General features: G+C 67.6%; 9 protein-coding genes and 1 pseudogene. 9 read left to right on the plus strand and 1 reads right to left on the minus strand.

Going from position 1 to position 12891, the window contains the following annotated elements; genetic code table 11:
• The 8 genes and pseudogenes from AC4IJH_RS20410 to AC4IJH_RS20445 all read left to right on the plus strand — a co-directional run.
• Window positions 1-1000 (plus strand): annotated as a pseudogene (locus AC4IJH_RS20410) (ABC transporter family substrate-binding protein); the annotation flags it as partial.
• 206 nt (window positions 1001-1206) lie between these two features.
• On the plus strand, window positions 1207-3111 hold the full coding sequence (gene typA, locus AC4IJH_RS20415; protein ID WP_490853219.1) for a translational GTPase TypA: 1905 nt from the start codon (window positions 1207-1209) through the stop codon (window positions 3109-3111).
• Between the two features lie 421 nt (window positions 3112-3532).
• A complete protein-coding gene (locus AC4IJH_RS20420; protein WP_490853220.1) occupies window positions 3533-5161 on the plus strand; it encodes a peptide ABC transporter substrate-binding protein in 1629 nt (542 codons plus the stop codon).
• A 122-nt stretch (window positions 5162-5283) separates the two neighbouring features.
• On the plus strand, window positions 5284-6207 hold the full coding sequence (locus AC4IJH_RS20425; RefSeq protein ID WP_490853221.1) for an ABC transporter permease: 924 nt from the start codon (window positions 5284-5286) through the stop codon (window positions 6205-6207).
• Window positions 6200-7129: an ABC transporter permease gene (locus AC4IJH_RS20430; protein WP_490853222.1), complete on the plus strand. Its 930-nt coding sequence runs from the start codon at window positions 6200-6202 to the stop codon at window positions 7127-7129. Before AC4IJH_RS20425 ends, AC4IJH_RS20430 begins: the two co-directional genes overlap by 8 nt.
• Window positions 7130-7140: 11 nt before the next feature.
• Window positions 7141-8178, plus strand: coding sequence for an ABC transporter ATP-binding protein (locus tag AC4IJH_RS20435; protein ID WP_490853223.1), 1038 nt, complete (start codon window positions 7141-7143; stop codon window positions 8176-8178).
• Window positions 8171-9223: an ABC transporter ATP-binding protein gene (locus AC4IJH_RS20440; protein WP_490853224.1), complete on the plus strand. Its 1053-nt coding sequence runs from the start codon at window positions 8171-8173 to the stop codon at window positions 9221-9223. Before AC4IJH_RS20435 ends, AC4IJH_RS20440 begins: the two co-directional genes overlap by 8 nt.
• Window positions 9224-9446: 223 nt before the next feature.
• A complete protein-coding gene (locus tag AC4IJH_RS20445) occupies window positions 9447-10085 on the plus strand; it encodes an isochorismatase family protein (RefSeq protein WP_490853225.1) in 639 nt (212 codons plus the stop codon).
• Between the two features lie 81 nt (window positions 10086-10166).
• Here AC4IJH_RS20445 and AC4IJH_RS20450 read toward each other — a convergent pair whose 3' ends face one another.
• Window positions 10167-10817, minus strand: coding sequence for a DUF4360 domain-containing protein (locus tag AC4IJH_RS20450; RefSeq protein ID WP_490853226.1), 651 nt, complete (start codon window positions 10815-10817; stop codon window positions 10167-10169).
• Between the two features lie 447 nt (window positions 10818-11264).
• Here AC4IJH_RS20450 and AC4IJH_RS20455 point away from each other — a divergent pair, with 447 nt between their 5' ends.
• A complete protein-coding gene (locus tag AC4IJH_RS20455) occupies window positions 11265-12881 on the plus strand; it encodes a peptide ABC transporter substrate-binding protein (RefSeq protein WP_490853227.1) in 1617 nt (538 codons plus the stop codon).
• Window positions 12882-12891: the final 10 nt, after the last annotated feature.

A 12891-nucleotide genomic window follows, 5' to 3' on the forward strand; every position in this document is an offset into this window, starting at 1 on the left:
GGACAAGGCGCCCGCCGAGGCCGGCGGGGCCGCGCTCGCGCCGGGCGGGGCGCTGGCCGCCGACGCCCAGCGGGCCGCGCTGCTGCGGCAGGGCGCCGCGCTGTACCGGGCGGCGGCCGAGCAGCACAAGGAGGAGGCCGACGGGGACACCTACTCCGAGGCCTATGAGCAGTACGAGCGGTACGAGAAGCGGGCGCGGCAGGCGCTGGAGACCGCCAGGGAGCTCGCGGCGACCACGGCGCGCACCCAGCAGTGGGAGCAGGCGGGCAACGCCTTCGGCGAGCAGGACCGCAAGGCGGCGCGGCCCCGTACCCAGGACGGCCCGGCGCCCGCCGGCGGGCCGCTGAACGCGCTGCAGGCCAAGGAGGCACGGGCCGCCGCCGAGCGCGAGGCGGCGCACCGGGCGCACGGCAAGAGCGCGGCCCACCCCGCCAAGGGAGCCACCGCGGCGCCCGCCGCGGCCGCCGTCACCAAGAACGGCAAGCCGCTGACGCTGCGCTTCGTGCTCCCCTCGGGCCCCGGCTCGGAGCAGCTGCGCGCCGTCGGCGGGCGGATCGCGCAGATGCTGGAGCGGATCGGCGTGCACACCGCCGTCCAGAAGGTCTCCGACGCCAGTTACTTCCAGGACCACATCGCCTCCGGCGACTACGACCTGGCCCTGTACTCCTGGCCCGGCACCGCCTACCCGGCCACCGACGCCCGGCCGATCTACGCCAAGCCGCAGCCCGCGCCGGACGGCTCGCTGACCGTGGAGCAGAACTACACCCGGGTCGGCACCGACCACATCGACCAGCTCTTCGACCAGGCCGCCTCCGAGCTGGACGAGGACGCCTCGCAGGAGCTGGTGGAGCGGGCGGACGCCAGGATCTGGGCCGCGGCCGGGTCCGTACCCCTCTATCAGCGGCCCGAGCTGGTCGCGGTCAGGGACTCCCTGGCGAACGCCGGGGCCTTCGGGCTGGCCACCCCGCGCTTCCAGGACATCGGCTACACCAGGACCTGAGGCGGGCGAACCCCGTCGCCGCGGCTGCGTCGTACCTGACAAACCCGATAAAGCCGCAGGTCACCGGGGTGTCCAAGGGCTGGGGCGGCCATAGTCGCCCCGGCCCCGTACCATGGGGTGAGGCCGTGGCGTCATTTATGCCCGGCGGGCGCGCGTGCCGGACCGTACGCGCCGCCATCCACGATTCCGGGAGAAGCGCCGCAAGTATGCCCACGCGCCACGACATTCGTAACGTCGCCATCGTCGCCCACGTCGACCACGGCAAGACGACCATCGTCGACGCCATGCTCAAGCAGGCAGGTGCCTTCGCGGCGCACGCCGCAGAGAACCTTGACGACCGGATGATGGACTCGAACGACCTGGAGCGTGAGAAGGGCATCACGATCCTGGCCAAGAACACGGCGGTGAAGTACCACCCCAAGGACGGCGGGGCGCCGATCACGATCAACATCATCGACACCCCCGGCCACGCCGACTTCGGTGGCGAGGTCGAGCGCGGTCTGTCGATGGTGGACGCGGTCGTGCTGCTGGTGGACGCCTCCGAGGGCCCGCTGCCGCAGACCCGCTTCGTGCTCCGCAAGGCCCTGCAGGCCCGGATGCCGGTCATCCTGTGCATCAACAAGACCGACCGCCCGGACTCGCGCATCGACGAGGTCGTCAACGAGACCTACGACCTCTTCCTGGACCTGGACGCCGACGAGGACCAGATCGAGTTCCCGATCGTCTACGCCTGCGGCCGTGACGGCATCGCGTCGCTGACCAAGCCCGAGGACGGCACCGTCCCGGCCGACTCCACCAACCTGGAGCCGTTCTTCTCCACGATCCTGGAGCACGTCCCGGCCCCGACGTACGAGGAGGACGCGCCGCTGCAGGCCCACGTCACCAACCTCGACGCCGACAACTTCCTCGGCCGTATCGCGCTGCTCCGTGTCGAGCAGGGCGAGCTGGCCAAGGGCCAGACCGTCGCCTGGATCAAGCGTGACGGCACCATCGCCAACGTCCGCATCACCGAGCTGATGATGACCGAGGCGCTCACCCGCAAGCCCGCCGAGAAGGCGGGCCCGGGCGACATCTGCGCGGTCGCCGGTATCCCCGACATCATGATCGGCGAGACCCTGGCCGACCCGGAGAACCCGGTCGCGCTGCCGCTGATCACGGTCGACGAGCCGGCGATCTCCATGACGATCGGTACGAACACCTCGCCGCTGGTCGGCCGCGGTGGTACGGGCAAGGGCGCGGACGCCAAGGCCGCGGTCAAGGACCGCAAGGTCACCGCCCGCCAGGTCAAGGACCGCCTGGAGCGCGAGCTGATCGGTAACGTCTCGCTGCGCGTCCTGGACACCGAGCGCCCCGACGCCTGGGAGGTGCAGGGCCGCGGTGAGCTGGCGTTGGCCATCCTGGTCGAGCAGATGCGCCGCGAGGGCTTCGAGATGACCATCGGCAAGCCGCAGGTGGTCACCAAGCAGGTCGACGGCAAGACCTACGAGCCCGTCGAGCGCATCACCATCGACGTGCCCGAGGAGCACATGGGCGCCGTCACCCAGCTCATGGGCACCCGCAAGGGCCGGATGGACAACATGTCCAACCACGGCTCCGGCTGGGTCCGCATGGAGTTCGTCGTCCCCTCCCGCGGTCTGATCGGCTTCCGTACGGAGTTCCTGACCAACACCCGCGGCACCGGCATCGCGCACTCCATCCACGAGGGCCACGAGCCGTGGTTCGGTGAGCTCAAGACCCGTAACAACGGCTCGCTGGTCGCCGACCGCGCCGGCGCGGTCACCGCGTTCGCGATGACGAACCTCCAGGAGCGCGGCGTGCTCTTCACCGAGCCGGGCACCGAGGTGTACGAGGGCATGATCGTCGGCGAGAACTCGCGCGCCGACGACATGGACGTCAACATCACCAAGGAGAAGAAGCTCACCAACATGCGCTCCTCCTCCGCCGACTCCTTCGAGGCGATCGTCCCGCCGCGCAAGCTGTCGCTGGAGCAGTCGCTGGAGTTCTGCCGCGACGACGAGTGCGTCGAGGTGACCCCGGAGGCCGTGCGCATCCGCAAGGTCGTCCTGGACCAGAAGGAGCGCGGCCGCTCCGCCTCGCGCGCCAAGCGGTAATCTCCTGTAGATCGCCTCCGACGCCCCCTTGGACGCCGAGTCCGAGGGGGCGTCGGCTTTTACCGCGCCTGGTGCGCGTTGTCAATGGGCCCTTGGGCGCGGCGCGTTCGCAAAACGTCCGCATTGCGAACGAAGATCAATTTTGCGCGGGCCTCAGGTCCCTTTCATGGCTGTCTGCATGGATTGGTTTGTCCGGATTCCGAACTTTTGGCGAACGGATGTGACCAAACCGAGACCCCTTACGCGTGGTTTATGAGGCGTAAGTGACTAAGACTGGGGTGCATTCAGCTCGGGTCAATGGGTCACGCGCTTTGGGGAGCGCCGACTCACGAGCATCGGGGGCTGGTCGCCGGCTGTCAGGGGTGTCAGCTGCGATCGGCTCCTTTCCATGTAGTGAATGGACTCATGAGGAGGCAGTCCCATGCGCGGTGCCAAGAGCGCCACCTGGGTCGCAGGTGCGATAGCCATTGCCCTGGGGGCAACGGCTTGCGGCGGAAGCAGCGGTAGTTCGGGCGCGGAGGCCGGTTTCGTACGGGCCAACTGGGGCGACCCGCAGAACCCGCTGGAGCCCGCGAACACCAATGAGGTGCTCGGCGGCAAGGTGCTGGATCAGATCTTCATGAATCTGAAGGAGTACGACCCCAAGACCGGCGAGGCCAAGGACGCCTCCGCCGAGTCCATCGAGTCCAAGGACGCCCAGAACTTCACGATCAAGCTGAAGAAGGGGCAGAAGTTCTCCGACGGCACGCCCCTGACGGCCAAGTCGTATGTCGACGCCTGGAATTACGGCGCGCTGGCCACCAACGCGCAGAAGAACTCGTCGTTCTTCTCCGACATCGAGGGCTTCGACAAGGTGAACCCCGGCGAGGGCAAGCCGACCGCCGAGAAGATGTCCGGCCTGAAGGCCGTCGACGACACCACCATCACGGTCAAGCTCAACAAGAAGTTCTCCACCTGGCCGGTGCGCCTGGGCTACAAGGCCTTCGCCCCGCTGCCCGAGGCCTTCTTCAAGAAGCACGAGGAGTACCTGAAGAAGCCGATCGGCAACGGTCCGTACGCCGTGGAGTCCTACGAGCGCGGCAAGCTGATGAAGCTGGTCCCGAACAAGTACTACTCGGGCACGCACAAGCCGCAGAACAAGGGCGTGCTCCTCACGGTCTTCACCGACTCCAACGCGGCATACACCGCGCTGCAGTCCGGCAACCTCGATGTCAACGACGACATCCCGGCGGAGCAGATCAAGAACGCCAAGACCGACCTCAAGGGCAACTACCTCACCCAGCCGGCCGGTATCTACCAGGCCGTCACGTTCCCCTTCTACAAGAAGGAGTGGAACAAGCCGGGCATGGAGAAGGTCCGCAAGGGCCTGTCCATGGCGATCGACCGCAAGAACATCACCGAGAAGATCTACAACGGCACCCGTACGCCGATGACGGACCTGACCTCCCCGGTGCTCGGCGAGGCCAACGGTTACGACAAGGACGAATGCGGCGACGTCTGCACGTACAACCCGACCGAGGCCAAGAAGCTCATCGAAGAGGGCGGCGGCATCCCCGGCGGGAAGCTGACCATCAGCTACAACGCGGACAAGGACTCCCACAAGCAGTGGGCGGACGCGGCCTGCAACAGCATCAACAAGGTGCTGGGCGACGACAAGGCGTGCGTCGGCAACCCGGTCGGTACCTTCGGTGACTTCCGTAACCAGATCACCAAGGGTGAGATGAACGGTCCGTTCCGTGCCGGCTGGCAGATGGACTACCCGCACATCGAGAACTTCCTGACCCCGCTGTACCAGACGGGCGCCAGCTCCAACGACGGCAAGTGGAGCAACAAGGAGTTCGACGACCTGATGAAGCAGGCGGCGGCCGAGCCGGACATGAAGAAGGCCACCGACCTCTACAAGCAGGCCGAGAAGGTCGTCCTCAAGGACGTCGTCAACATCCCGCTCTTCTACCAGAACGGCACCGTGGGCTGGTCGCAGAACGTCTCCGACGTGAAGCTCAACCCCTTCAGCGTCCCCGTCTTCAGCGACATCAAGGTCAAGGGCTGATCCGACGCAGCCGCCCCTGAGCGGGGCGCGCAGAACATAACCGCTTACGGCGGCAGGGGGCAGTCGGTACCCGTACACGACGGGTCCGGCTGTCCCCGCGTCGGCGCTTCTCTGGAGGACACATGGGGCGCTACGTCATACGACGACTGCTCCAGATGGTGCCCGTCTTCATCGGCACCACTTTCTTGATCTTCGTCATGGTCTACGCGATCGGCGATCCCGTCGCCGCCATGTTCGGAGACCGGACACCGGACCCGGCCACCGCCGCACAGATCCGGGAGTCCCTGCACCTCAACGACCCGCTGTGGAGCCAATATCTGCAGTACATGGCGGGCATTTTCCAGGGCGACTTCGGTACGTCCTTCAACGGCACCCCGGTCTCCGAGCTGATGGGCAGTGCCTTCCCGAACACCATCAAGCTGACGCTGGTGGCGTTCGTCATCGAGCTCGTGATCGGCGTGACGTTCGGCGTCATCGCGGGTATGCGCCGCGGCCGTTTCGTGGACACCGGCGTGCTGATCTTCACCCTGGTGGCGATCTCGATCCCGACCTTCGTCATGGGCTATGTGCTGCAGCACTTCATCGGCGTCAAGCTCGGCTGGGCCGCTCCGGCCGCCGGACTCGACGTCACCTTCAGCGATCTGCTGCTGCCCGGCATCGTGCTGGCGGGTGTCTCGCTGGCGTACGTGTCCCGGCTGACCCGTACCTCCATCGCGGAGAACATGCGCGCCGACTACCTGCGCACGGCCACCGCCAAGGGCCTGCCGCGCAAGCGCGTGGTCACCGTGCACCTGATGCGCAACTCGCTGATCCCCGTCGTCACCTTCCTCGGCACCGACATCGGCGGCCTGATGGCCGGCGCGGTCGTCACCGAGCGGATCTTCAACATCCAGGGCGTCGGATTCCAGCTCTACCAGGGCATCCTGCGGCAGAACTCGCCGACCGTGGTGGGCTTCGTGACCATCCTCGTGGTCGTCTTCCTCGCCGCCAACCTGCTCGTCGACCTGCTCTACGCGGTCCTGGACCCGAGGATCCGGTATGCCTGACATGATGACCGACGGCCCGCACGCTGCGGTCGCCGCGACCGAGGCACAGACGGTCGTCGAGAAGCAGCGGGACAACCAGCCCCGCAGCCTGTGGGGCGACGCCTGGCGGGACCTGCGCCGCAACCCCATCTTCTACATCTCCGCGGTGCTGATCGTCTTCCTGGTGCTCATCGCCATCTGGCCGAGCATCATGACCAGCACCAGCCCGTACGCCTGCGACATCACCAAGTCAATGCAGGGCCCGGCCGACGGCCACCCCTTCGGCTTCAACGTCCAGGGCTGCGACGTCTATTCGCGCACCATCTACGGTGCCCGCGCCTCCGTCATCGTCGGTATCTGCACCACCGCCCTCGCCGCCGTCATCGGCTGTCTCATGGGCGGTCTGGCCGGATTCTTCGGCGGCTGGTGGGACTCGCTGCTCTCCCGCGTGGGCGACATCTTCTTCGGTATCCCGATCCTGCTCGGCGGTATCGTCTTCCTGGCCGTCGTCAAGGGCGGTTCGATCTTCACCGTCGTGCTGCTGATGGCGGTCCTCGGCTGGCCGCAGATCGCCCGTATCGCCCGCGGTGCGGTGATCACCGTCAAGCAGCAGGACTACGTACAGGCCGCCCGCGCCCTCGGCGCGAGCACCCCGCGGATGCTGCTGCGGCACATCACGCCCAACGCGCTGGCCCCGGTCATCGTCGTGGCGACCATCGCGCTCGGTACGTACGTCTCGCTGGAGGCGACGCTGTCCTACCTCGGTGTCGGCCTCAAGCCGCCGACGGTCTCGTGGGGCATCGACATCTCCGCCGCCGCGTCCAATGTGCGCAACGCGCCGCACATGCTGCTGTGGCCCGCCGGCGCCCTGAGCATCACCGTTCTGGCGTTCATCATGCTCGGCGACGCGGTGCGCGACGCCCTCGACCCCAAGCTGCGCTGAGGGAGGCGTACGTGACTACGATGTCAAAGACCGCGGACGTTCCCGCGCCGCGTGCCGAGGACAAGGGCGGCCAGCCGCTGCTCCAAGTCCGGGACCTGCACGTGGAGTTCCACACCCGCGACGGCGTCGTCAAGGCCGTCAACGGCGTCAACTACAGCGTCAGCGCGGGCGAGACGCTCGCCGTGCTCGGTGAGTCCGGGTCCGGCAAGTCCGTGACCGCGCAGGCCATCATGGGCATCCTCGACATGCCGCCGGCCAGGATCCCGCAGGGCGAGATCCTCTTCCGCGGGCAGGACATGCTCAAGATGTCCGGGGAGCAGCGCCGGAAGATCCGCGGCGCCAAGATCGCCATGATCTTCCAGGACGCGCTGTCCTCCCTGAACCCGGTGCTCAGCGTCGGCTACCAGCTCGGCGAGATGTTCCGGGTCCACCAGGGCCTGAGCAAGAAGGACGCCAGGGCCAAGTCCATCGAGCTGATGGACCGGGTGAAGATCCCGGCCGCCAAGAACCGGGTGAGCGACTACCCGCACCAGTTCTCCGGCGGTATGCGCCAGCGCATCATGATCGCTATGGCGCTGGCCCTGGAGCCGGACCTGATCATCGCGGACGAGCCGACCACCGCGCTGGACGTCACCGTCCAGGCGCAGGTCATGGACCTGCTGGCCGAGCTGCAGCGCGAGTTCAACATGGGGCTCATCCTGATCACCCACGACCTGGGCGTGGTCGCGGATGTCGCCGACAAGATCGCGGTGATGTACGCGGGCCGGATCGTCGAGCACGCGCCCGTACGCGAGCTCTACAAGAACCCGGCGCACCCCTACACCCGGGGTCTGCTGGACTCCATCCCGCGCCTGGACCAGAAGGGCCAGGAGCTGTACGCGATCAAGGGCCTGCCGCCCAACCTGCTGAACATCCCGCCGGGCTGCGCCTTCAACCCGCGCTGCCCCAAGGCGCAGGACATCTGCCGTACGGACGTGCCCGAGCTGCATGCCGTCGGCGACGGCCGCGGCAGCGCGTGCCACTTCTGGAAGGAGACGGTCAATGGCTGAGCTGAAGAAAGAGGCACAGCGCGAGCCGATCCTCCAGGTGCGCAACCTGGTCAAGCACTTCCCGCTGACCCAGGGCATCCTGTTCAAGAAGCAGGTCGGCGCGGTCAAGGCGGTCGACGGCATCTCCTTCGACCTCTACCAGGGCGAGACGCTGGGCATCGTCGGCGAGTCCGGCTGCGGCAAGTCCACCGTCGCCAAGCTGCTGATGAACCTGGAGCGGGCGACCGCGGGCGAGGTCTTCTACAAGGGCGAGGACATCACCCGGCTGTCCGGCCGTGCGCTGAAGGCCGTGCGCCGCAACATCCAGATGGTCTTCCAGGACCCGTACACCTCGCTCAACCCCCGTATGACGGTGGGCGACATCATCGGGGAGCCCTTCGCGATCCACCCCGAGGTGGCGCCGAAGGGGGACCGCCGCAAGAAGGTCCAGGAACTCCTGGACGTGGTGGGTCTGAACCCGGAGTACATCAACCGCTATCCGCACCAGTTCTCCGGCGGACAGCGCCAACGCATCGGTATCGCACGGGGGTTGGCCCTCAACCCCGAGATCATCATCTGCGACGAGCCGGTCTCGGCGCTGGACGTCTCCGTCCAGGCGCAGGTCATCAACCTGATGGAGAAGCTCCAGGACGAGTTCAACCTCTCCTACATCTTCATCGCGCACGACCTGTCCATCGTCCGGCACATCTCCGACCGCGTCGGGGTGATGTACCTGGGCAAGATGGCGGAGATCGGCACCGACGAGCAGATCTACGAGCACCCCACGCACCCGTACACCCAGGCGCTGCTCTCCGCCGTCCCGGTCCCCGACCCGGACGCGCGCGAGGGCCGCGAGCGCATCATCCTCACCGGTGATGTGCCCTCCCCGGCCAACCCGCCCTCCGGCTGCCGCTTCCGCACCCGCTGCTGGAAGGCCCAGGACAAGTGCGCCGAGGAGGTCCCGCTGCTGGCGGTCCCCGAGCGCTTCAAGGGCTCGGACCTGCCGGCCGCGCACGAGTCGGCCTGCCACTTCGCGGAGGAGAAGGACGTGGTGGGGGCGGCCTAGCCGTCCGTCGTACGAAGAGCGCCGCGAGCGGGGCGTCCTGGTCCAACGGACCGGGGCGCCCCGTTTGTTGACGGGGGATCAGGTTGTGGCGACGAGGTGCCCCCGTGTCTTCCAGGGCGCCGACGGATCGCTTCGGCGGGCCGGAGGACACATCATGGATCATGGGAGGAGTCCGGCAGGGACGCCGGACAGGGTCCGTGGATCGAGGGCAGGGGTGGTCGGCATGCAGGAACCGGAACCCGCGCAGGGCGGCGAACTTCCCGCTCACGGCGGTGGTTTCGTACGGGACGGGGTCTGGCACTCGGTTCCGCGCCGGGCGGCCGTCACCGCCGCGGCGCAGGCGCTGATCCTGGTCGATGTGCAGAACGGATTTCTCAAGGGCGCCGAGGCCGTGCCGGACGCCGGGCGGCTCGTCGAGCGGCTGACCGTACTGCTGGAGGAGGCCCGGCGGGCCGGTGCGCTGGTGGTGCATCTGCGCAACGACGGCGAGGCGGGGGCCGTGGACGAGCCCGGCGCGCCCGGCTGGGAGCTGCACTTCCCGGTGCTGGACTCCAGCGACGAGTGCGTCATCACCAAGAGCAGCGACGACGGGTTCGAGGGGACGCCGCTGGGCCCGCTGCTGGAACGGCGCGGCGTACGGCGGGTGGTGATCGCCGGGATGCTCTCGGAGATGTGCGTGAGCGCCACCGCGTTCGGGGCGATGGAGCACGGGCTGGAGGTGGTGCTGCCGCACGACGCGCACGCCACCTACGGCCTGGACGACATCCCGCCGGCGGTCGTCTCCCGGGTCGCCGAGCACGCGCTCGGGTCCGACCCGGAGTTCGTGGCGTCGGTGGACGGGGTGGGCTTCGAGGCGCCGTGAGCGTGCGCCGGGGCCGGTCGGCACGTGTGATGGAGTGTCAACCGGCCCCGGACGGGGGCTGCTTGGAGCCCCGGGTGCCGACTACTTGGGGCACTTCTTCCATGAGAAGTGGTACGTGGTGTTGATGGCGGTGTCCGTGGAGTCCATCGCCATGTAGCTGGTGGTGTTCTTGGTGTCAGACCACCCGGGGTTCACCCGCAGCTCGGTGTTGATGTTGAAGTTGCGCCGGTCGCCGCACCGCTTGTGGACGATGGCTTCGACCGGCGTGGTGTCGCTGGCCTGCCAGTTCTTCTCCATGGGGCCGCGGAAGTAGTGGCTGCGGGTCGCCGTCTCGGGCATGCCCTGGAAGTAGTAGCTGGCGTGCTGGCTGCCGACCGCGCCCTTGGCCAGGTCCGCGAAGCCGCGGTAGTCGGCCGTGGCGACGCCGTACGTGTAGCCCTGTGGGACGTTCACGTCCAGGCTGAGCTGGCAGTTCTTGCGGCGGTCGGTCCGCTTGGTGATGCCCTTGCCGACCTGGGCGACATATTCGCTGTAGGTGACGGTGAAGGCCGTGTTGTCCGGGGCGACGGCCACCTTGGCGGTGCCGGGCCGGCAGCCCGAGCCGTTGACGGTGGCGAGCTTGATGGTGATCTGCTCGGTCGGCTTGGGGGAGCTCTGGGCTCCCACCGACGGGGCGAACGCCGTGGCCATCAGGGCCGCGGCCGTAGTGCCGATGAACACCGGTCTGAACATGAGAGATCCCTTTCCGATCACTCAGCGCGGTCCGCCGGATTGATGCCGGGGGCCGTGCGCCGTCGTCCGGCGGCGCGGTGGCGCCCTGTGGTGCGGGCCGCGCGGGGCGACGGAACGGCCGGCGCTGTCTGCACCTGCCGTCCCGACGGCCACAACCGTGACAGAAGGTTGATCACCCGGCGACTTGGTGCCGCTGCCTCGGGAGGTGCCCGTTCAGCCTTTCGATCGCTGTCGGCAGGGCCGTATGGCCCAAAGCCCTGATCGTCTGCGCCCCGGCGGCCGCGGCGAGCTGTGCGGTCGCCGGCAGGCTGAAGCCGCCCCGTACACGCATATGGGGGGTTTATGCGACTGGGGGAGTGCGCTGAGTGCCTGAATGAGTGCAGCGAGTCATCATTTGCGCTCTCATGGGGCCCACGTGTGTCGTGAGGTCCAAGGAGGAGGCACCCCATGCGCAGTGCCGTGCGCGCCGGATGGGCCGTAGGTGCGATGGCCGTCGCCCTGATGGCGGCGGCGTGCGGGAGCGGGAGCAGCGGGCCCCCGGGCGTCATGAGTGCCTCGTGGGGGGACCCGCAGAATCCCCTGGAGCCCGCCAATACCAACGAGGTCCAGGGCGGCAAGGTCCTGGACATGATTTTCCGCGGGCTCAAGCGCTACAACCCGAAGACCGGCGCCGCCGAGGACATGCTCGCCGAGAAGATCGAGACCACCGATCAGCAGAACTTCACCATCACGGTCAAGAGCGGCTGGACCTTCAGCAACGGCGAGAAGGTCACCGCGAACTCCTTTGTGGACGCCTGGAATTACGGTGCGCTGCTGGACAGCAAGCAGAACAACGCGCCGTTCTTCTCCTCCATCGAGGGCTACGACAAGGTGCACCCGGAAGACGGCAAGGTGACCGCGCGGACCATGTCGGGCCTGAAGGTCAAGGACGAGCGCACCTTCACCGTCAAGCTCACCGAGAAGTTCTCCACCTGGCCCCAGACGCTCGGCTACAACGCCTACGCCCCGCTGCCCAGGGCCTTCTTCGACGACCACGACGCCTGGCTCAAGAAGCCGGTCGGCAACGGCCCTTTCACCATCGCGTCCTACACCAAGGGCTCGGTGATGGAACTGCGCGCCCGCGAGGACTACCCCGGCCCCGACAAGGCCCGTAACAAGGGTGTGGACCTGAGGATCTACACCGACCTCAACACCGCCTACACCGATGTGCTGGCCGGGAATCTCGACCTGATCGACGATGTCCCCTCCACCCAGCTCAAGAACATCCACGGCGACCTCGGCGACCGCTACATCAACCAGCCGGCCGGCATCATCCAGACCCTCGCCTTTCCCTTCTACGACGCGAACTGGAACAAGCCAGGGATGGAAAAGGTCCGCCAGGGCCTTTCCATGGCGATCAACCGCGACCAGGTCACCCGGCAGATCTTCCGGATGACCCGCACCCCGGCCTCGGACTGGACCTCCCCGGCCCTCGGCGCGAAGGGCGGCTACAAGGCGGGCCTGTGCGGCGAGGCGTGCACGTACAACCCCGAGCGGGCCAAGCAGCTCATCGAAGAGGGCGGCGGACTGCCCGGCGGAAAGGTCACCATCACCTCGAACGTGGACACCGGTTCGCACCGGGTGTGGATGGACGCCGTCTGCAACAGCATCAACAACGCGCTGGGCAACGACCGGGCCTGCACGGTCAATCCGGTCGGCACCTTCGCCGACTTCAAGAACCAGCAGCAGAAGAAGCAGCTGACCGGGCCCTTCCGCTCCGGCTGGCAGATGGACTACCCGCTGATCCAGAACTTCCTGCAGCCGCTGTACTACACCGGCGCCTCCTCCAACTACGGCCACTGGTCCGACCCGGAATTCGACCGGCTCATCAATTCCGCCAACGCCGAGGACGACCAGGCCAAGGCGCTCGCCGACTTCCAGAACGCGGAGAAGATCCTCGCCGCGCAGATGCCGGTGATCCCGCTGTGGTACCAGAACGGCAGCGCGGGCTATTCCCAGCGGCTGTCCGACGTGAGCCTGAACCAGTTCAGCGTCCCCGTCTACGACCAGATCAAGGTCAACTGACCCGTACCGG

The organism is Streptomyces sp. UF-297 (genome assembly GCF_058245575.1).